The 19,579-nt window shown below is 41.7% G+C and carries 20 protein-coding genes; 4 read left to right on the plus strand and 16 right to left on the minus strand.

Features of this window, described 5'->3' with window-relative positions:
* Positions 1–32: 32 nt before the first annotated feature.
* Positions 33–671, minus strand: coding sequence for a universal stress protein (locus NST45_RS14150; protein ID WP_232061321.1), 639 nt, complete (start codon positions 669–671; stop codon positions 33–35).
* A 348-nt stretch (positions 672–1,019) separates the two neighbouring features.
* Between NST45_RS14150 and NST45_RS14155 the strand changes: the two genes are divergently transcribed.
* Both NST45_RS14155 and NST45_RS14160 read left to right on the plus strand, forming a co-directional pair.
* The gene (locus NST45_RS14155) at positions 1,020–1,352 is read left to right on the plus strand and encodes a metalloregulator ArsR/SmtB family transcription factor (RefSeq protein WP_036686399.1); all 333 of its coding nucleotides are present in this window, start codon (positions 1,020–1,022) and stop codon (positions 1,350–1,352) included.
* Between the two features lie 51 nt (positions 1,353–1,403).
* Positions 1,404–1,940 (plus strand): SRPBCC domain-containing protein, encoded by a 537-nt coding sequence (locus tag NST45_RS14160; RefSeq protein ID WP_038570543.1) that lies wholly within the window; start codon positions 1,404–1,406, stop codon positions 1,938–1,940.
* Between the two features lie 82 nt (positions 1,941–2,022).
* Here the strand turns inward: NST45_RS14160 and NST45_RS14165 are convergent, their stop codons facing one another.
* The 7 genes from NST45_RS14165 to NST45_RS14195 form a co-directional block, all read right to left on the minus strand.
* Positions 2,023–2,775, minus strand: a complete 753-nt coding sequence (locus NST45_RS14165; RefSeq protein WP_076297742.1) for an alpha/beta hydrolase-fold protein — start codon at positions 2,773–2,775, stop codon at positions 2,023–2,025.
* An 11-nt stretch (positions 2,776–2,786) separates the two neighbouring features.
* Positions 2,787–3,587 carry an alpha/beta hydrolase-fold protein gene (locus NST45_RS14170; protein WP_339825972.1) on the minus strand — a complete coding sequence of 267 codons (801 nt, stop codon included), beginning with the start codon at positions 3,585–3,587 and terminating at the stop codon, positions 2,787–2,789.
* A 19-nt stretch (positions 3,588–3,606) separates the two neighbouring features.
* A complete protein-coding gene (locus NST45_RS14175; RefSeq protein ID WP_339813636.1) occupies positions 3,607–4,611 on the minus strand; it encodes an iron ABC transporter permease in 1,005 nt (334 codons plus the stop codon).
* Positions 4,612–4,636: 25 nt separating this feature from the next.
* Positions 4,637–5,653 (minus strand): iron ABC transporter permease, encoded by a 1,017-nt coding sequence (locus NST45_RS14180; protein ID WP_339825975.1) that lies wholly within the window; start codon positions 5,651–5,653, stop codon positions 4,637–4,639.
* A gap of 13 nt (positions 5,654–5,666) precedes the next feature.
* Positions 5,667–6,683 carry an ABC transporter substrate-binding protein gene (locus NST45_RS14185; protein ID WP_036686393.1) on the minus strand — a complete coding sequence of 339 codons (1,017 nt, stop codon included), beginning with the start codon at positions 6,681–6,683 and terminating at the stop codon, positions 5,667–5,669.
* 217 nt (positions 6,684–6,900) lie between these two features.
* Positions 6,901–7,305 carry a hypothetical protein gene (locus tag NST45_RS14190; protein ID WP_339825978.1) on the minus strand — a complete coding sequence of 135 codons (405 nt, stop codon included), beginning with the start codon at positions 7,303–7,305 and terminating at the stop codon, positions 6,901–6,903.
* A 75-nt stretch (positions 7,306–7,380) separates the two neighbouring features.
* On the minus strand, positions 7,381–7,719 hold the full coding sequence (locus NST45_RS14195; RefSeq protein WP_036686390.1) for a winged helix-turn-helix transcriptional regulator: 339 nt from the start codon (positions 7,717–7,719) through the stop codon (positions 7,381–7,383).
* A gap of 165 nt (positions 7,720–7,884) precedes the next feature.
* Between NST45_RS14195 and NST45_RS14200 the strand changes: the two genes are divergently transcribed.
* Positions 7,885–8,613: an SDR family oxidoreductase gene (locus NST45_RS14200; RefSeq protein ID WP_339825981.1), complete on the plus strand. Its 729-nt coding sequence runs from the start codon at positions 7,885–7,887 to the stop codon at positions 8,611–8,613.
* Positions 8,614–8,785: 172 nt separating this feature from the next.
* Here NST45_RS14200 and NST45_RS14205 read toward each other — a convergent pair whose 3' ends face one another.
* The 7 genes from NST45_RS14205 to NST45_RS14235 all read right to left on the minus strand — a co-directional run bounded on the left by NST45_RS14205 (position 8,786) and on the right by NST45_RS14235 (position 17,842).
* On the minus strand, positions 8,786–10,177 hold the full coding sequence (locus NST45_RS14205; RefSeq protein WP_339825984.1) for an alpha/beta hydrolase-fold protein: 1,392 nt from the start codon (positions 10,175–10,177) through the stop codon (positions 8,786–8,788).
* 854 nt (positions 10,178–11,031) lie between these two features.
* Positions 11,032–11,754: a sensor domain-containing protein gene (locus tag NST45_RS14210; protein ID WP_339825987.1), complete on the minus strand. Its 723-nt coding sequence runs from the start codon at positions 11,752–11,754 to the stop codon at positions 11,032–11,034.
* A 155-nt stretch (positions 11,755–11,909) separates the two neighbouring features.
* A complete protein-coding gene (locus NST45_RS14215; protein WP_036686385.1) occupies positions 11,910–13,049 on the minus strand; it encodes a toxic anion resistance protein in 1,140 nt (379 codons plus the stop codon).
* Positions 13,050–13,073: 24 nt separating this feature from the next.
* Positions 13,074–14,762, minus strand: a complete 1,689-nt coding sequence (locus NST45_RS14220) for a VWA domain-containing protein (RefSeq protein WP_036686384.1) — start codon at positions 14,760–14,762, stop codon at positions 13,074–13,076.
* 13 nt (positions 14,763–14,775) lie between these two features.
* The gene (locus NST45_RS14225; RefSeq protein ID WP_036686382.1) at positions 14,776–15,519 is read right to left on the minus strand and encodes a hypothetical protein; all 744 of its coding nucleotides are present in this window, start codon (positions 15,517–15,519) and stop codon (positions 14,776–14,778) included.
* A gap of 151 nt (positions 15,520–15,670) precedes the next feature.
* Positions 15,671–16,912, minus strand: coding sequence for a molybdopterin-dependent oxidoreductase (locus tag NST45_RS14230; protein ID WP_339825990.1), 1,242 nt, complete (start codon positions 16,910–16,912; stop codon positions 15,671–15,673).
* A 51-nt stretch (positions 16,913–16,963) separates the two neighbouring features.
* Positions 16,964–17,842: a LysR family transcriptional regulator gene (locus NST45_RS14235; protein ID WP_094901811.1), complete on the minus strand. Its 879-nt coding sequence runs from the start codon at positions 17,840–17,842 to the stop codon at positions 16,964–16,966.
* 115 nt (positions 17,843–17,957) lie between these two features.
* Here NST45_RS14235 and NST45_RS14240 point away from each other — a divergent pair, with 115 nt between their 5' ends.
* Positions 17,958–19,247 (plus strand): adenylosuccinate synthase, encoded by a 1,290-nt coding sequence (locus NST45_RS14240; protein ID WP_038570525.1) that lies wholly within the window; start codon positions 17,958–17,960, stop codon positions 19,245–19,247.
* Between the two features lie 143 nt (positions 19,248–19,390).
* Here NST45_RS14240 and NST45_RS14245 read toward each other — a convergent pair whose 3' ends face one another.
* Positions 19,391–19,579, minus strand: a complete 189-nt coding sequence (locus NST45_RS14245) for a hypothetical protein (RefSeq protein WP_036686376.1) — start codon at positions 19,577–19,579, stop codon at positions 19,391–19,393.

A 19,579-nucleotide genomic window follows, 5' to 3' on the forward strand; every position in this document is an offset into this window, starting at 1 on the left:
CAAGGCCCCAATGTTGATAAGGGCAAGCCCGATTATAAAGAATCGGTCAATGTGCCATCACAAATATGCAGATATCTAGCCTTTCCATCTTCCTGCTCAATTCTGAATAAACCGTTCTCAAATTCTGTGTGTAGTTCGTGAAAGAACTTTCCCTTAAGCGAATACTCTCCCTGAGGTTCATCACTGAGCTGATATTCAGCCCCGTTTTTGACCAGGTAGGCGATAACGCCTTCCTCATGGGTTTCTTCCAACCCGGCGCGCATCCGCTGCACAGCCACGACATGCAGATCCATCATTTTCATTTTACCAATGAGTTCATTGATGAAATTACGTTTGGTAAGCTCCTGCCACCGAGTTTGAGCAGATTGTCCAATGACGATCTGTGTAACCTCATTCTCTTCAGCAACTTCTACAATAATATCTGTTGTTTTTCGGCCTTCACGTTTCCGAATGATAAACTCTGCGCCAGCTTCATCGGCAAGACGTTTCCAGACCGTCATATACATTTCTTTGCTCTGATTATATTCATCAATATCCGAACTATCGACATTTAATACAAACAATGGCGCCCCTATAATTTCAGATAGTTGGACACCACGCCGGATTAAACGCTCCCCATGCGGACCATAATGAACACAAACCATAATCTTTTCATTGTGTATGACCTTCACCCTCCTGTAACATGGCCAAGAAATACAAAAGGAGCCCACTGGCGTTAGGCCCCTTGCGTATTACTAAAACCCGATAAGTTATACTTAATTATATCTATTCCTATGTTTTTTGTAAAGTTTGATGGTTATCATGGAACATATTTCTTTTTAATGCTTGTATCATGCCCTTCTTTTGCAGGTGTCATTCAATGCATTTTATACATTCCTTTACAGGAATATTCCTGTCATGGTATATTAAAATTAATATTACAAACAGGAAATAACAAAAAGGAGGCGCTATAGAGCCGTTTAACCATGGTGCGTCATAATAGAGCGAATGAATTTAATGAATCGAAGTGATCCTCGTTTATGAATACTAACGTTATGAGTGCCTTAGCTGAGCCCCACCGCATGCAGATCGTTGAACTATTACGGGTTAATCCCTTAACCGTTGGGGAGATTGCAGAAAGTCTTCAGCTACGGCAGCCTCAAGCGTCCAAGCATTTGCGCGTCCTTAGTGAAGCGGGCTTAATTGAAGTTCAAGCTGTTGCTAACAAGCGCATTTGCAAGCTCCGTCCTGATCCATTTAAGGAAATAGACGATTGGTTAGACTCCTACCGCCATATATGGGAAGAACGATATGATCGACTGGATGATTATTTGCAAAAGCTACAGAGCAATGAAAACAATAAAAAATCATAGTCTCAGGCTGAAATTGGCAGGAAGCATACAAATTTGAGGAGGATCTATCCCATGACAAATTCTAACCCGTCCAACCAAGTGGTATCCAAAATTGTTGATGGCAACACATTAGTATTAGAGCGCGTATTCCAAGCTCCACGTGAACTTGTATTCAAAGCTTTTTCTGAGGCTGAGCATTTGAAGCACTGGTGGGGTCCAAAAGGTTGGACGCTTCCCGTATGTAATGTCGATTTCCGTCCAGGGGGTACTTGGCATTATTGCATGAAGTGCGAGGATAAGAATCAAGGTGATTTCTACGGTATGGAGTCTTGGGGCAAGGCATTGTATAAGGAAATTACAGTCCCAGAACAAGTCATTTATACAGATGGGTTCTCAGATGCAGAGGGTAATATTTCAAAAGATTTGCCTGAGACGCTTGTCCAACTAGATTTTATCGACCTGGATGGTCAAACGAAGCTGGTGAATACCGGTAAATACTCTTCTCCGGAAGCCTTGCAACAAGTTATTGATATGGGGATGTTAGAGGGGATTTCCCAAACCTTCGACAATTTGGATGCCCATCTCGAGAATTTACAGAAGAATAACTAGAGCAGCTATGTGCTAGCCATGACCCTTTTCATCGATAAATAGGACGAAGCAAGGCTACTCTCTCCCGCTCGTCCTATTATGTTTATTTTGCAGGAAATAAGAACCTGATACTATTCGGAAAATATTGCAGGAAAAACATGTCATTATGCGTGCCCAGCGGATCCGTCTCAAACTTCACACGCTGATCAGCTTCATCAATCTTCTCTTTTAAAATATCATAAGCACGTTTGCTGTTAGGCACCATGTCCTTCTGGACATTTGTCTTGTGGATACCTTCCTGTTCACCAACATACATATAAATTCTGCATTCCCTATCTAGTCTTGAATTCTCCATGAAATGAATGAAATCTTTAAACCATACAGACGCAGATATGAATATAAAATTTCCAAAAATAGCTTCAGTCTTGTACATTGCGTACAGACTTATTAATCCACCTAGTGAAACACCACCCAAAGCCAATTTCTTCGGCTCGTTAGAGATGCGATAGAAGCTTTTGATATAGGGTACAAGATCCTGATAGACGTAATTCAAATAATCATCGCCCTTGCCCCCAAAGGACCAATCCTTAAAAAGAGCAGGCATTTCCCAAGGTGTATATTCATCATTCCGCAGTTGAGAATCAATCCCGATAAAAATAACCGGCTCTGTTACTCCCTCTTCCACATCTTTCTCTATAGCTATAATCGCCTCTTTGAACAAAAAATCTCCATCCTGTAAGAAAACCGCTGGAAATATCCGCTCCGGAAATAGATGATATTCTTTCGGTAAATACACGGTAATCTGACGATCTATATGTTCAAAAAGCACAAGCTCGCCTGCCCTAATTTGCGTCATATCCCCACTCCTTAACAGTTCAGCACTCGAAACGCTCTACTCATAATCGTTGGCACTACAGAAGCGTGATTTTCATTGGGTGCGACATAGTGCTCAACCTCTAAATTAGGCAGAGCATATTCATTCATTTTTGAAAATAATAATGCTGCGTCATCGACCATAAACGACTCTTCACTCCCTACGGTAATCAATAACTTTTGTTTATCGGTCATCTTCACTTGTCCATTGTTATAGAACCGCTCCGCATACGTCAGGATTTCATGATCATTCCACCAAATGGATGGACTAGAGGCCAAATAATACTGGAATAGCTTCGCACGAGTGAATAACGTCCAGAGGACAAATAAACCGCTGAGAGAGTGACCAAACAAGGCTTGTTTATGCTGATCCACATTATATTTCTTGTTGATTGCTGGCATTAACTCTAATTCTAAAAAAGCTAAAAACTTCTCAGCCCCACCATGTGGTCCTATGTCAGCATTTTTCAATCGATCCGGATATACATACTGCCTCGCAGGAGGTATGAAATCATAAAATCTTCTTTTAGAGACCTCTTCATCTGTACCATAATGTCCAATTCCAATCACAATTGCTGGTGCAATAAAAGTTTTTGGGGCATTTCTTGACTGCAGTTTTACGACATCCCGACCTAATTGAAAATATGAATTACCATCGAGCATGTAATATACTGGAAAGCCCTTTTCTGGTGCTGCTTCTCTGGGAAGAGAAACCTTTATATCGTACGTGTAACCCATATACTGAGATTCAAGTTTCCATGATTCTGTGTGTTCGAGCTCTACTTGTGTTGTCATTTTTTCTGTACTCTCTCCCCTACACTCTTGACTTGGCTAATAAATATAAGAAATATGGAATACCAATAATCGAAACGACTATACCCACGGGTAACTCTGCCGGCTGAAATATTGTTTTGGCAAAATAATCTGAGATCACCAGCAAAAACATCCCAACCACTGCACTGGATAATATAATATAGCGGTGGTTAATCCCTACTAATCTTCTGGCAATATGAGGAGCCATCAAGCCTATAAAACTTATAGAACCGGATACAGATACACAAACACTTACAATCCCCACACTGCATAACAGAAAGATCAGCTTTTCTTTTTCTACGGAGATCCCCAAGCTTTTTGTACTGGAATCCTCCAATTGAAAATAATTGAGTAAATAGCTTTTTCGATACATTACAAATCCTAAAATAAGCACCCAAGGTGCGATCATAATGATATAAGTCCAGTTCGCGCTATAAATACTTCCGACACTCCAAACCGCAGCCATTTCATAATCACTTGCATTCATTTTCAGAGAAATATACAACGACAACGCACCAAAACCACTACTAATCGCGATCCCTGTCAAAATCAAGCGTTGCATATCGAGTGCACCATTCCGCCAAGAGAAAATAAAGATAATCACAACTGCGGCAAGCCCACCTACAAAACCAAACAGCGGCATGGCTAGTATCGAGAACCAGCTTTCTTTGAAAAAAGTAACTCCCGACATCTGAAAGAAAAACATAAACGCTACAATGGCAGCTCCAGCGCCTGCATTAATCCCAAGGATCCCTGGATCAGCCAGCCCGTTACGGGTAATTCCTTGAATGACAGTTCCCGCCATCCCCAGACCTATTCCTACTAATGAGGCAATAATGATCCGTGGTAACCGAAACTGAAAAATAACCAGGTCAAATTTAGGGTTAGGATCTATTCGCAGCAGCGTTTTTATCACATCCATTACAGACATATCAAACACGCCATTCGTAAGATGAAAATACCCCGCCACAAGGGTTAACAGGATAAAAACTAATAGTGTCAGCATATAGCGGCTAAACTGTATTTTACTTCTATCCACGCTGCTCTCCCCCTTTAACCCGAATTAAATAAAGGAAGAACGGGATTCCAATAAAGGCTGTTACAACACCGATTGGCGTCTCAAACGGAAAGTTAATATAACGGCTTAAGACATCGCATAACGCTAAAAAAACAGCTCCAATCACCGCTGAGCAAGGAATGATAAAGCGATAGTCTATACCTACGATAAAACGTGTAATATGAGGAATGATTAGGCCCACAAAGGCTATCTTGCCAACTAAAGCTACTGCTGTCCCGGTCAGACATACAACAGATATAATACTGACAATTTTCACCCATTTTGTTCGTTGACCCAAGCTAATCGCCGTTTCATCCCCTAGGGAAGCAACCATTACTGATTTAGAAATACTAACCGCCAAGAGCAGTCCAACGATTATAAAAGGAATCGATAATATTAGCATATCTGGATTAACGGTATGTATTTTCGAGCTATACCAAACGCTAACATTTTGTGAGACTTGAAAAAACATCGCTACTGCTGAGGCGATACTACTTAAAAAAGTACCAATTACAGTCCCAATAATAGCTAACCTGACTGGTGATAAACCGTTTTTGACCAAGGCACCAAATCCGAAAACCAAACCCGCTCCGATGGCTGAACCCACCATGGATAAAATAATCATCTGAACATTCGATAATCCCGGATAAAACACCATAGCCAACGTAATAACAAATGCCGATCCGTCATTTACTCCCATAATCGATGGTGATGCAAGATAGTTACGTGTAACCCCCTGCATTAACGCCCCTGAAACAGCCAGAGCCGCTCCAACTAATAAAGCGGCGATTACACGCGGAAATCTAGATGTCATAATAATGTTGTGGTCCACATTATTAGCATCGAAGTGTGTAATCGCCTGCCATATTGTCAATATTCCAATATCTTTAACACCATATAAGACGGATACAACAATTGCTAATACGATGAATAATGGAGAAGTTGATAGGATCAATATAACTTTCCAATTTTTTGTATTCATTTTATTCATCGCACCTTTGGTTTTACTTCAACAGGTTTTCAATTGCTGAATCCAGGAATCTTACTTTAGACCAAGCCGTTCCACCTTGTGCCAACGGATCAATTGCATTTACAAACACATGATTATTTTTGACAGCAGTAACGCTTTTGAAGATCGGATTCTTGAGCAAATCATCAAGTGCTGTTGCATTATCAGTATTCTCACTAGTCTCAAACTGCAAGAAAATATAGTCCGGATTAATATCCGCCAAAGCTTCTAATGAAAGCTCTGCTTGTGCCTCTGTAGAGGAGATCACCTCAGGAATGGCAGCGCCCAGATCTTCATAAATAACCGGATTCAAATAAACGCCAGCAGGATATACACACATACTGCCTTGACGAATACGAATGACTAGAATGGATTGATCTTTCAGCTTTTCTCCGATTTCAGCCTTAGCATCAGCGGCTTTAGATTCATAATCGCTAATAATCTTTTCCGCATCTGCCGTCTTACCGGATAATTGACCTAATAAGAGCAAGTTATCTTTCCAGTTCGTTGAAATATGTGAATAAGGAATCATCGTTTGAATTTTATTAAGTGCGCCTGCCACATCTTCCCCAAACTTGGAAGACCCTAAGATAACATCTGGATCCAGCTGCAGGATCGCTTCATTACTTGGAGCAAATTTATCCCCCACTAAGGATGCACCCGCTAGCTCTGTTGACAGATAACCTGGAATAGCATCAGCTATCGCAAGTACACCTACAGGTTTCACTCCCAGTATGGCGGCATCCTCCATAGATTCGAGACTTGCTGCTACAATATTATTAATCTCTGCAGGCACGACATAATCCTTGCCCAAATATGTAACGGTTTGTTCAGTGGCAACTGCCTCCTGAGCCGCATTTCCTTTGTTATTTGCTGTTCCTTCTGCTGCTACTGCAGCATTATTTGTGCTTTTTTCTGAAGCTGTCTTATCCTTCTCATTGTTACCGCAAGCTGCTAAACTCAAAGCTAAAACTGCTGATACCCCAGCTAATAAATATTTTTTCTGATTCATATTCAATCTCCCCATCTATATTTTATTTATCATTCTTCAAACTAAAGTGATGATAATGAGAATCGTTATCATATTAAATCATATGAGAATAATTATCAATACTTTTCTTTGAATATATGAAATCTTGTAGTTTAACAGATGCGTAGAAATATTAATGAGCATGCAGAAGAACCCGCACCAAATGCGGGTTCTTCTGCACTAAATATGAGTTAAATTTTTAATCAACGTTATAAAACTCAGATAAGTCACGGAACAACAATCCGCACTCCTCTAGTCTATTAAGTTCCTCATTCACATCAGTGATCAAATTGCTTTCTCTCTCATGGGCTGTATTGATTAGCCACGGTTGTCCTTGTTTTAGAAAACAAAGATCATCAGGTAGCCTGGTCTGTACCCACGAGTACAAGCTGGTGGAATAGGATAAAAGAATATCGACCGCTTCAGGTGAACAATGAAAAAAATAAACATCTGCATAATGCCCCATAAGCCGAGTCCCCGGCCAATAGTCATCTTTTATGACCTTTTTGAGAAATGGTTGCAGCTGTTCAAGCAGTTCAAATCCTTCTGGCTCCAACTCCATCTGATCACGTTTTACTAGAATAAATTCATCACATACTTCCATAGCTACCTGTACCAGCGTCTTGTAGGTCTGACCCGTTGGTTCCTGCAAAATAGTATGAATAATAATGTCCTCCCTCTACTTATTTGTATTATTCAAATATTCTTTATGCATCCTACCCCAGCCACACATGCTATCCAACACTGTAATTAGCGATTTTCCATGTTCTGAAATACTATATTCTACCCTCAAAGGAAGCTCATGATAACTCACCCGGTCGATAAGCTGATCCTCTTCAAGCTCCCGTAATTGTTTAGCTAACGTACCTTGGGAAACATCAGGGATGATCCGTCTAAGTTCCCCAAATCTTTTTGTGCCATCTATCAATAAAATAAATAAAATGAGCGGCTTCCACTTTCCACCGATCTTTTCAAGTGTTGTAAGAACCCCAGTCAATCTCGGCTCCAGCAAATCCATGTGATCCCCTCTTTCGATAGTTATATAACTATATGTTCGAACCAGCTAGTACGAAAAATCGTACCTAGTACGAAAAAAGTGCGTACTGTGCAGGTTATATTTTATAGCTAATAATAAAAAACAGAACTTAATAAGTCCAATTAACTATGAACGGAGAAGATAAATATGTCCACTATTTCATTAAAAAACCAGCGTATCGTCATTATCGGAGGAAGCTCCGGAATAGGGCTTGCGACTGCCAAACAAGCGATTGAACAAGGCGCAGCTGTCATAATCGCTGGACGTTCACATGATAAATTAGAGAAAGCTCAACAGTTTTTAGATTTCGATTCTGTTGAAATATATTCACTAGATAATCAAAATGAACAGGACTTGAAAGCTTTCTTTGAAAAAATCGGCGCATTTGACCATTTGTTCACTCCGGGAGCCTCCTATGTTAGAGGACCGATAACTTCGAGCTTAGAGGTTGCTCACAATTGCTTTAATGCAAAGTTCTGGCCGCAATATAATGCTGTAAAGCATGCTATCCCTTTTATCAACCCTACAGGCTCCATTGTTCTTATGTCCGGCGCATTCAGCCAACGTCCACTTGCAGACGGTGCCTCCTATGCAGCTTGTAACGGCGCAATTGAAAGTCTGGGAAAAGCATTAGCAGTAGAATTGGCTCCGATTCGGGTAAATGTTATTTCCCCTGGAACCATCCATACCAACTTTAATTGGGAAGGCGCAGAACAGGAAACTAGAGACAAGGCTTACGACGAATATACGAATATCAATCTCCTTGGCAGGGTTGGCCATGCCGACGAAGCAGCACATACAACGATTTATTTGATGACCAATGGCTATACAACAGGAAGTACTTTATTTCCGGATGGGGGATATATTTTGCGATAAAAAACAGCTGGCTCAATAAGTAAGAATTTCTACTTATTGAGTCAGCTTCTTTTAGTTTAAAGAATTAGGAAAGAATTCCTTGATTATCAGCCAGGGGATCCGTTTCCCTTAGTTAAGATCATAGTAAATTCAAATAAGGAGCATAACCTCATTTGATTATGAACTCCAATGACTACTTCGTATTAAAGGTTATACTTATGGAATCCTCCTGAATCTCCTTAATTGTATATATACCGATTTTTTCAGCAGCGCTCACTAGCGCTGAGATATACTCAGGAGTTGAATTTAATTTCCGAGCAGAGGGCTTCAGATTAATGGAGAACTCCTCCCCATGCTCGTCAACATCAAGAGATTTCACATAAACTTTAAATACCTTTACATAATGCTCATAGTTAACTAAATGTTCTTCAGTAACACCTTGAAATGAAACATTTACTTTCAAGGATTCCGGCTTCAGGAAGCTCACCTTACCTGCCTTGTCTAACTGCCCTACTTCAGGATTCAACACTTGATATTCAACTCCGTCAAGGATTGTAAAATCCATCCCATTATCCATAGTAACTAGTAAATTAAGACGCACATCGATAGCTTCTGGTCCGATTAATGTCAGATAGTCGCTAATTTCATGCTTGATCGTTTGTCCAGCCTCTTTCCCGGCGAACATAATCAATGGACTATGTACACGTCTATTCCATGACTTCTCTTCATGTGTACCCAAAGGGTCCATCTGAAAGAATAGGTCCTTCCCTAATACAAATCCCTTCGACTTTAGTACCGTCACAAGCGGATCAATTGGCATTCCTTCGGTTACACCCATGTCGAGCCAAATCTTTAAGGCAGGCTTCCCGGACTCTTTCGCCAACTCCTCCAATATACGCCCATTGCTTACCCAAGTGGCAGGGGATAAAGCCCCTATCGCTGAGAAGGTCTCCGGGTGCTGATACCCCATCCATAATGCCTGAACAGCACCGAATGACGATCCCATGATCATCCGGTGATCCCGATCGGGAATGGTCCGGTAAGCGCCATCCACATAGGGAATAACTGTATTGATAAAATATTGGGTAAATTCGGCTGCACTCGCTCCATCCGAAGGAATAGACTGATCCGGAAATGGAACATACTCCATTCCCCGTTCTGATCCATCACTTGAAGCGACTCCTATCACGATAACCTTCTCCATGGTTCCATCAGCAACAAGCTGATCAATGATCTCCTCAACTCTCCATTCTTTGCCTAAAGAGCTGGTATTTGTGTTAAAAATATTCTGCCCATCGTGCATATACACAACAGGATAACGCTCACTGTCAGCTTCATACCCTGCAGGTAAATAAACAAATATTCTCCGCTCACCTAGATTCTCTATGTGCACAGTACCTTTTGCTATCTCCTTATTGGTTGGATTCTCCGAAGCTTTTGAAGTATTACTTTTAGTTGGATTGGGAGTTGATGATGCCGCATTTTTTTCAGTTACATTTCCATTACTAGAACATCCCGAAAGCGCTAACAAAACTAATACTGCAAATCCCCAAAACCTCCATCTAAATAATCCATTTGAATGCATAGAACCCCTCCTGATTTTTGTTCAAACGTTTTCACAGCTCTCATTATACAGGATTTATATGGGATAATGAACATTTTTTCACATGTTGGAGGAGCATTATAGTAAGCTCTAAACCAAGTACATCCTGGGACATACAACCCAACTCCGACAACGTCCAAACAACCCGAAGAACGGTTTACGGATCGCTCCGTGAGGGCTACAATTTGTAGCATTGCCATAGCAGGCAGGAATAGGGCATATTTTTATAACATCATTCAAAGGCATAAAGGAATAGGAAAAGCCTGCTTGGAGTTCCCAAAGAGATGATTGTTGAAGACTAACTGATCTCTAACCTGATACACGCGCCTATGAATGAACATATAAATCTATATAATTTGTGCGATTACACTCCAGCGACAAGTGATGCATGGAGAGTTGAGTTGACGGGGGGGCAATGTGTAAAAGCGTTCGAGTTTAATTGTATTTCATACAACTATAATCAAACAGAACGCTCGATCACTGGATATAAGTGTATTTCGTGCAGCTATTTTCTGAAATTACTCCCTTATAAGTGGATTCTCTAGTTTTTAGTTGTATAAAGTGCAGTTAAAGTCAGGATTATTCTTTTGGCACTCGAAATAACTGCACAAAGTACAGCTATTTCGCAGATTCCTTCTACTTCCCACACCAACAACCCGACGAAAAAATCAAAGAAGCAATCAGACAACCTCCACTAGCTCATCATTTGCAAAAGCAAACCTCCCCGCAGACCAAAAACACCAGACAGTGATTCTCCACGAACTGAAGGATCACTGTCTGGTGTTTTATTCAGATTCAGAAAGGGTTGTTGTTTTGAGACAATCTCTTCTTTCCAATTAGTACTGTTGTCTTTCCTCGTAGGATACGAACAGCATTCTACGTTGCACATCCATAAGCATACGAATCACCCAACTTGCTAACAAGGCAACAACAAATCCAGCTACTACATAGGAGATATATTGTTGGGATAATGTCCAGTCGATCTGGAACAAAGCAAACACACTATTCTCTAAAATGTTCAAATCCATGGTTTGCAAGAAAATCTGGTGCAGCACAGGTAGTGTAATCAGGCCCAATGCAGCCGCTACTACAGTTACTGTTATTGAAAAGAATATAATGCTGGATACGAATCGACCCATAATCAGCATGACGTTACGGGCAAACTTCGCTCCATGAAAACCTAACTTCATTCGTTGCAGAAAGCCCGCTCCCTCCAGCTGCATTTCCGATCTGGCCTCTTCACTAGGTCTAGGAATATCTAACAATGATCTGACCAGCTCTTGCTCAAATTGTACGATGTAATCCAATCCCTTAGCTACTGCAAAAAACAAAGGAATTCCGATGAATATTGGGGTTAACGCAATGGATAACGTCAGCCCTGTCACCATAAACACGAAATATACAATCGTAAGCGGCAAAGAGATTAAGAAGTATAAAATACTCCGATATGTCTTTGGACTTGCTCCACGTTTGCGCGTTTTAGATTGGGGTTGGGATTCTGCTGGAATATGCATGGAATCAAGAGCTCCCATCGGCATAGAGTATAACTTATCACTCATTTCTATTGTCCTTCCTCTCACGTTTTTCAATTAATCTCATTATACGTGGGAAAGAGAAGGCTCAAAACAGTCTTGGGACTGGAGTCATACCAGACTAAAGGCTAGGATTTATTCCTTCAAGGCGCATAATTGATCGGTTTTATGATTTTGCTAGGCTACAATCCCAAGTTATTTCCCTTTTCCAGCCGTACAATCTGCTGTTCGCCATTATCTGCCAGCTCTCTGAACTGATTAATAGTTTCACGCATTTTGGGGAGAGCTTCCTGCTTATAAGTACTGATGGAATCGAGAGCGGATAGCACATCTGTAAAAGCTTGCTTTAATGTATCCACTGAAATACTTGATTCTAACGACTGTTTATGGATTTCCGCCCCTTGGTTTTTCAACATTTTTGAGGTACCGCTGATCAGGCTATCGGTGGTTTGATTTAGAAGTTCGATCTTTTTCAAAACAATTCTTTGATTATACAGCGCACTAGCTACCGTAACCGATATTTTCAAGGCAGACACGGTAACATTTCTAGCTCTGTCCACCCCTCTGATCAGCTCTTTATTATTTCGAATAACTACTTCTATGGCCATAATTCCTTGTTGATTCACTACAAGCATCTGTTGCAAATCCATAACACGCTGCCGCAACGGAAACAGCACTTCTTCTGTAATGAACCGAACTTTCTCCTCATCCTCATCACGCAGCTTAGCCGCTTCCAGTTGCGTCTCTATCTCCTGATCCATCAACATGCCGAGCTGAATCTCTTTTTGTAGCTTTTTTGTGAGTTCCCGAAGGGCCTGTTGCTCGAATTCCAGCGTAGTATTGTCGTTCTTCAAAACGGTCTTACCCTTATCTAAAGAAATTATAATATCTGAAATCACAGCATCCGCCTTTTGATATTTAGCAAAATAACTACGTAATGGATTAAAGAACTTACCTAGAAAACCCGTCTTGGCAAAATCTACTGCACTGGGATCCAAATCCTTCAGCTGGAGATTAAGCTCAGTCAAACCTTTTGCTACTTGGCCGCCTTCATCTCCTGTTTTTGATAAATTCCCCACAGAAATCTGCAACAGGGAGTTTTTGTCCGAAGAGGATCTCATCGTTTCCATACCGAAGCTATCAATGGATTGCAGCACCCCTTTTCGCTTATCCAGTGACTCTAAATTCAGATCCAGAATGGCGGAGACATTGTTTACTGCCAGTGCTTTGAGTTGTGATACTTCCTCGGGCTCAGGTTTGACCTGCTCCTCAATTACTGATTTCAGCTTTTCCTGACTTACGACTTCCATAGTAAACGACATAGAACCCCTCCTAAAAAATATAGCTTACATTTGAACATTGAGCAGGTTGCCGATTTTATAGACTACATCCTCTGTATCTGCATTGATGTTGGCCGCTTCATTTATACTCGAAATACTCTCAAGTGCCTTGATATTCGCATTGTAGCCAATCGTGTAAATCGGGATTTTGTAGGTCTCAATCAGACCTCTGATATCATTCAAGGAATGCCCTTCATTGGTCTCCCCATCACTTAATACAAAGATCAACGGCTTTAAATCCGGATTTAGCTGTAATTCCGTTTGAAGCATGTGGATGGCTACCGCGATCCCGTCAAAAGTAGCCGTCCCCCCATTTGCTTGTAGACTGTCAATCGCACCAACAAACATGGACTGCTGGTTCGTGTCATATTTTCCAATCGGAAGATTGATTGTAACGTTATCAGAGTAAGAGACAAAACCAATGCTGTTATCCTTGCCCAAGTACTTCTGGCCTGTTAATAAAGATTGCTTTAAACGGTTCAAGGGTTCCCCGTTCATACTTCCTGAGACATCTGCTACAAATACTGCGGCGATAGGTTTATTACCATTTTTCTTCTCTTTCCACAGCTTCTGAGCTGAGGATATGAGACTACCATCCACTGTACTAAGCTCTGATTGGTAATCATTAAGACCATTGAAGCCTTTTTTCTCACCCAGTTCCTGGTATTTATCCAGTTCAACAAACTCAGCAAACTTCTTAATAATATCGAGTTTTTCCTGAGGAAGATCACCCAAAGCATAAAGCGGGCTGTCATGTCTTACACCAAAAGGAGTGAATACATACCCCCCTTTCAAATCTGTTGCATTCACAAAGATCTGGTATTCTAAGACAAAAGCATCAAGCTTACCGGTTTTTGCAGCCTCTCGCATCTGTAAAGTGGTTGAGGCGATAAAGGGTACATTTGCTTGGAATTTCTCAAAGCCCTGCACCGCTTGCTCTCCAAGTAAATCTGCACCGCCAAACGTCCCAAGCGCTGTTACCAGAAAATTCAAACCCGTAGAACTGGCAAAAGGATCGGTATAACCCATTGATAATTCATTATTTGCTATGGCGTCTGTAACCGTCTTAACGTTTAAAGAACCGTATTTCTCTATTAGTTCATCATATTTCGCCTTACTGGTAACAATACCAGCTACATTTCCTACAAGGCGTTTAGTGATTAGCTGCGTGTTCATCCCGTTTGCTTTTACCATTTCGCCCCACAACTCATTTGATGGGGTAAAGGCATCTGGCACATACTTCCCAGATCTTATGTAATCTGTCGCTGTACCTGAAGCAATATTACGGATTTTCACAGAAACGTGACTCCCGTTCACCTCAATATTAGAGTTGTTAAAATCTGTAGCAACTTCATTCAGCCACCCGTCATTACCTGTTCCTGATTTTTCAGTAGAAGAGAATATCTCTACAAAGCTATCTGTTGTATTGTCTACGGATACAGGAAACTTTGAGATATCTGGTAATGAATCCCCAATCGCAACAGGATCCAGGTCAATCTGGCCTTTGATTTGCTCAGCCGTAGTCACGTTTATGTTCTTGTATAGCTTCTCTAGCTGCTTCCCCGCATCTTCGGAAGAAATCTGGGTTTCGGTTTTTCCTATATTAGAGGTTAAGGTGATTCCAAAATACACGAGAGCAAAAACTACCACAGTAATGGTCCCTAAAACTGCTACTGTTTTTCCTTTATTAGCCATACACATCTCCCCTTCATTGCTTATAAAATTTCGTCTGCTTGATCAGCTCATCGATTTCCTTCATACAAGGCATCTCTTCAACATCTGTATAATCTGTACTGTCGAGTAGCGATATTTCCAGCAGCAGCTTATCCAGCTTCAGCAGAATCTCTTCATTTGCCCCAAGATACCCTGTTACGTAGGCCAAATATTCATTGTACAAAGCTGTCTTTTTCTGCACCAATTTTTCTGAGAACTGCGAGGGTCTATGCCGGCTGGAGAAAAGGGTGAACTCTGAGGCATCAAATACACTGAGTTTGTTCAGAATCCCTCGAATGTTCAGGTAAAAAAGCTTCGCTACTTCATAACTGACTGCATTAAATTTTTTGAAGCTAAGTTCAGTGGATTCGAATCTCTGACCTAAAACATCTAACAAGGTACTTCTCTTCTTTTCCATCCGGGATATCTGATCTAGAGCAAGCGCAATGTCTTTTTTCAGTACTTTGACATTTTTGTATTGAGTAAGCGCGGCTATATAATCCTCATAAGATTTCAGTGTTTTCACAGCAGGGATAGATGAAGGTTTAAACAATAAAATATAACTTCCATAAAGAATAACAAGTAGACTAACAAACAACAATGTCACACCCAAAGCGGTTTCAAATACACTGGTTCCTCCGATTTCCACCCCTAATAAACCTGGTGACAACACGATAATGTTCAGTAGTACCACACCGAGAATAAGTCCCAACAGCTTTATGGCTCTAACCCCGTTCATCACAACCACCTCCTGCATCCAGTCACTTCTATTGTATGGAGCAATTTCTGTTATTACGTCTCTTCATTTGCTATATGTTAAAAAAATAAGGAATTAATCAACAAAAAAACCTTAACAGGCAATAAGCCCATTAAGGTTAACAATCACTATTTTATACCCACGCATCATTTGAATACCCGCGTTGCTCCCAATATCCCGTATGATCGCCTTCGATCAGCTCAATCCGGTTCAGCCACTTCACAGACTTGTATGCGAACATCTTCGGAACGATTAACCGCACAGGACCGCCGAGATCGCTAGGAATCGGCTTTCCATCATGCATTACTGCGACCAGCACATCATCCATGTCGGCTTGTTCCAATGTGAGCGTATCCGTGTATACACCATCACCAGAATAGAATTTCACAGTCTTAGCTGTGGGCTTCACACCGGCCTGACTCAAAAGATCTTTTAGCTTGATGCCTTCCCAGGTATTCTTATAGACTGACCAGCCTGTCACACAGTGAAAATCACTCACCTGAACGGTCCGCTTCAGCTTTACGAACTGTTCCCAGTTCCACTTGAAATTCTGCTCCACAAGCCCATCTATCGTAAAAGACCAATTGTTGTTCGTAAACTCCGGAATCGGAGTGACTGTGTAAACACGGAATTGTCCTTGCGCCCCTCCTCCGAGAGGGGGTGAGGATGCCGCCAGTGGCTGGGGTGCAGGCAACAACTGATTGCGATCACTTTCGATCAGCTTTTCAATCGTTTCGCTGCCCCCGATATTTCCAATTGAACTGCCGAGCCATTTTATAAACGATGGGCCTATAGTTACCGCAAGCCCAACACCAATCGATCCGCGTATGAAAGCTCTACGTGTATAAACCGGCTGTGGGGATTCCCGATGATTCGAAGGGCTACCTGTCTCAATGACGCTTTTTACTATCCGGCGGCTCGGTTCTTTAAGCCATTTTACCCGAGTCAAAGAATGATAAATAATATAAGGAAGGCCTATCCAGGTCAATAAGTCATGGACGACCAGAGCAACGTTCGATACATGTGGACCCACCACGCGGAATTGCCAAAGTAGCACTCCTGAAACGAACCAGCCTAGCAGCAATGAAAGTACAACGATTACATTAAAACGTTGCCAAGGCCGCTCCTTCAATTGTTTCCAATGTTTCCCTGCCAGCAGCAAATAATAAATAACCGGAATAATCGAAGCGACACCGACCACGATATGAAGCCCTTTGATCCATACTCTGCCTTCCCCTAAGAAGCCACGCCAGAAGCCACTTACAAGCACAAGTCCTGTGAGTGTGAGCAACACAACCAGCCAGCCATTCCAGGTATGAAGCGCCCGAAGCTTTTTCCCGTATCCCTTACGCAGCCGAGCCAGTAAAGAATTCATTACCTTTCCTCCTCTTCACTAGGTATGCTCAAATAGCTCTTTATCCGGATTCTACTCTAATAATGTTAGAAAAGACTTTGAAGCAGCTGTAAGAGGAACTCCACGCAGGGTAGCAATTCCTATGTTACGTTCTGGCAAAGGTGGGTCCAGAGGAATCTCGACAAGCTCACCTTTCTTCAATTCTTCGGTTACGTAATCACGAATAACAAAAGCTAGGCCAAAACCACGTTTCGCAAACTGAACAAGCAGATCCACACTGCCCAGTTCAAATTCAGGTGTAATCATTAGATGATTAGAAGCTAAAAACTGATCCATATACTTTCTGGTGCTCCCACCCGCTTCTAAGCATAACAACGGATACTGCTGAATGTCTGCAAGCGGCATGGTCTTGTCCGCTAAATGACGAAAACCTTTGCCTCCTACAAGGCAATCTTGAAGCTGAGTACTTTTGCGAAAATCAATCTGTTTATCAGATGTCGGCAAGCTGACGATACCAAAATCAATTTTCCCTTCTTTTAAAAGCGTAAGTGTTTCTGGTGTCGTACGATTCGTAATATGAATGCGGATATTGGGAAATTGTTCGTGAAATTGCTCCAAAAAAGGCAACAGATAATATTTGCATAAGGTGTCACTTGCTCCGATATGAATCTCGCCGCTGTTCAGATTGTTCATATCTGCGATCGCTCTTTCGCCCATGTCTACATGATGAAAGGCTTGCTCAATAAAGCTAAGCAGTACTTTTCCTTCTGTTGTTAGATCAACCCCGCGAGAAGTGCGAAAAAATAACGGGCCGCCCATTTTCTCTTCCAATTGTTTAATCGTGTGACTTACTGCCGGTTGTGTAATATTGAGTCGTTCTGCCGCAGCAGTTAAGCTCCCTGTATTCGCTACCCAATAAAAAGAGCGATACCACTCCAAATTAATGTCCATCCCCACGTCATTACTCCACCTTATAATAGATATAACTTATATCAATTTTTCTAATGATTTAACTAGCATTATACTTAGTCCTGTAGCCAAAAACAAGCTTGGGAGGCGAAAACGCGTGACCGTAATTGCAATTGTAGGAGCAAACTGGGGCGACGAAGGAAAAGGAAAAATGACGGATGTGCTAGCTGCACAATCTTCCTTTGTCGTTCGTTTTCAAGGTGGTAGTAATGCTGGGCATACCATCATAAACCAATATGGAAAATTTTCATTGCATATGCTGCCATCTGGGGTATTTTATCCTTCCGTTACAAACATTATTGGACCAGGAACAGCACTTGATACAGAAGTATTAATAAGAGAACTGAAAGCTTTAACGGATAGAGGCGTGCCAAAACCTAGGTTATTCGTATCCGAACGGGCGCAAATCGTGCTTCCAATCCATCGTTTGTTTGATGAACTAGAAGAGGAACGTCTGGGATCTCAAGGATTCGGTTCAACAAAACGAGGAATCGCACCATTTTACGCAGATAAATATGCAAAGCTAGGCATACAGGTAGCGGATTTATTTGATCCTGCTCGACTTGAGAAACGTCTTGAACAATTACTCGCTTCCAAAAATATATTACTTGAGCATTTATATAAGAAAACGCCTATCCAAATCTCGGAATTAATGGTTCAGCTGCAAGAAGAAGCTGCACAGCTAGCGCTTTATGTAGCCAATACAACAGACTTACTGCAAGAGGCTTATGCCAAGGGAGAGACTATTTTACTTGAAGGTCAGCTTGGGGCTCTGCGTGATCCTGATCACGGTATTTATCCTTACTCCACCTCCTCTTCAACACTTGCCGGGTTTGCACCTGTCGGTGCTGGTCTTCCTGCAGCAGCTATCACGAATGTCATCGCTGTAACCAAGGCCTATTCCAGTTGTGTCGGCGCTGGACCTTTTGTTACGGAATTAGAAGGACCCGTAGCGGATGAACTTCGTACAAGAGGTGGCGATGCCGGGGAATTCGGGGCTACGACTGGCCGTCCTAGACGTATGGGCTGGTTTGATGCTGTAGCTACTCGTTACGGTTGCCAAATGCAGGGTGCCACTGAAGTCGTGTTGACTAATCTTGACGTACTTGGTTATTTGGATGAGATTCCGGTTTGTGTGGCTTATGAGCTTGAAAATGGAGAGATCACCGACAAGTTCCCGGCTACGAATAAACTGAACTCTGCAAAACCGATATTCACGCATTTATCTGGCTGGAACAGCGATATCTCTCAGATCACCGACTTCGAAGATCTGCCAGAACAAGCTAAGCTTTACATTGATTTTATTGAAACCTCTATTGGCACGCGTATTACTACGATTTCCGTGGGTCCTAGACGCGAACAGGTCATTAATCGGATAACGAAATAATCATATATGTACTAAATCTCTGTAGAATTTAAAAGAAGCGCCTCTCTTATTAGAGAAGCGCTTCTTTGTTTTATTCATGAGAAGGGCTGCCTCATACGTAGAAAAATCCACTTTTGATACAGCCTCTTTTTTGTGTACTCTTTTTAAATCAACACGGCATCTACTTTTGTCTGCGGAGCCTTGTCACAGCGTTTACAGACCTTAACGACTGCTCCATCCGTTTTTTTCTTGGGATAAAGCAGCTTAATACGGGTGTTCTGACAGATTGGACAAGTCCCTCTGCCCCTTGATGGTAAATTCCAAAGTGCATGTCCACGTTTTGACTTTGCCAT

The sequence above is a fragment of the Paenibacillus sp. FSL R7-0163 genome (assembly GCF_037969975.1).
GTDB classification, from domain to species: domain Bacteria; phylum Bacillota; class Bacilli; order Paenibacillales; family Paenibacillaceae; genus Paenibacillus_AQ; species Paenibacillus_AQ odorifer.

What these genes read in the sequence shown, in the direction of transcription:
- NST45_RS14155 (WP_036686399.1), top strand. Translation starts at nt 1,020, where the DNA reads ATGAATACTAACGTTATGAGTGCCTTAGCTGAGCCCCACCGCATGCAG.
- NST45_RS14160 (WP_038570543.1), top strand. Translation starts at nt 1,404, where the DNA reads ATGACAAATTCTAACCCGTCCAACCAAGTGGTATCCAAAATTGTTGAT.
- NST45_RS14165 (WP_076297742.1), bottom strand. Translation starts at nt 2,775, where the DNA reads ATGACGCAAATTAGGGCAGGCGAGCTTGTGCTTTTTGAACATATAGAT.
- NST45_RS14170 (WP_339825972.1), bottom strand. Translation starts at nt 3,587, where the DNA reads ATGACAACACAAGTAGAGCTCGAACACACAGAATCATGGAAACTTGAA.
- NST45_RS14175 (WP_339813636.1), bottom strand. Translation starts at nt 4,611, where the DNA reads ATGCTGACACTATTAGTTTTTATCCTGTTAACCCTTGTGGCGGGGTAT.
- NST45_RS14180 (WP_339825975.1), bottom strand. Translation starts at nt 5,653, where the DNA reads ATGAATAAAATGAATACAAAAAATTGGAAAGTTATATTGATCCTATCA.
- NST45_RS14185 (WP_036686393.1), bottom strand. Translation starts at nt 6,683, where the DNA reads ATGAATCAGAAAAAATATTTATTAGCTGGGGTATCAGCAGTTTTAGCT.
- NST45_RS14190 (WP_339825978.1), bottom strand. Translation starts at nt 7,305, where the DNA reads ATGGAAGTATGTGATGAATTTATTCTAGTAAAACGTGATCAGATGGAG.
- NST45_RS14195 (WP_036686390.1), bottom strand. Translation starts at nt 7,719, where the DNA reads ATGGATTTGCTGGAGCCGAGATTGACTGGGGTTCTTACAACACTTGAA.
- NST45_RS14200 (WP_339825981.1), top strand. Translation starts at nt 7,885, where the DNA reads ATGTCCACTATTTCATTAAAAAACCAGCGTATCGTCATTATCGGAGGA.
- NST45_RS14205 (WP_339825984.1), bottom strand. Translation starts at nt 10,177, where the DNA reads ATGCATTCAAATGGATTATTTAGATGGAGGTTTTGGGGATTTGCAGTA.
- NST45_RS14210 (WP_339825987.1), bottom strand. Translation starts at nt 11,754, where the DNA reads ATGAGTGATAAGTTATACTCTATGCCGATGGGAGCTCTTGATTCCATG.
- NST45_RS14215 (WP_036686385.1), bottom strand. Translation starts at nt 13,049, where the DNA reads ATGTCGTTTACTATGGAAGTCGTAAGTCAGGAAAAGCTGAAATCAGTA.
- NST45_RS14220 (WP_036686384.1), bottom strand. Translation starts at nt 14,762, where the DNA reads ATGGCTAATAAAGGAAAAACAGTAGCAGTTTTAGGGACCATTACTGTG.
- NST45_RS14225 (WP_036686382.1), bottom strand. Translation starts at nt 15,519, where the DNA reads ATGAACGGGGTTAGAGCCATAAAGCTGTTGGGACTTATTCTCGGTGTG.
- NST45_RS14230 (WP_339825990.1), bottom strand. Translation starts at nt 16,912, where the DNA reads ATGAATTCTTTACTGGCTCGGCTGCGTAAGGGATACGGGAAAAAGCTT.
- NST45_RS14235 (WP_094901811.1), bottom strand. Translation starts at nt 17,842, where the DNA reads ATGGACATTAATTTGGAGTGGTATCGCTCTTTTTATTGGGTAGCGAAT.
- NST45_RS14245 (WP_036686376.1), bottom strand. Translation starts at nt 19,579, where the DNA reads ATGGCAAAGTCAAAACGTGGACATGCACTTTGGAATTTACCATCAAGG.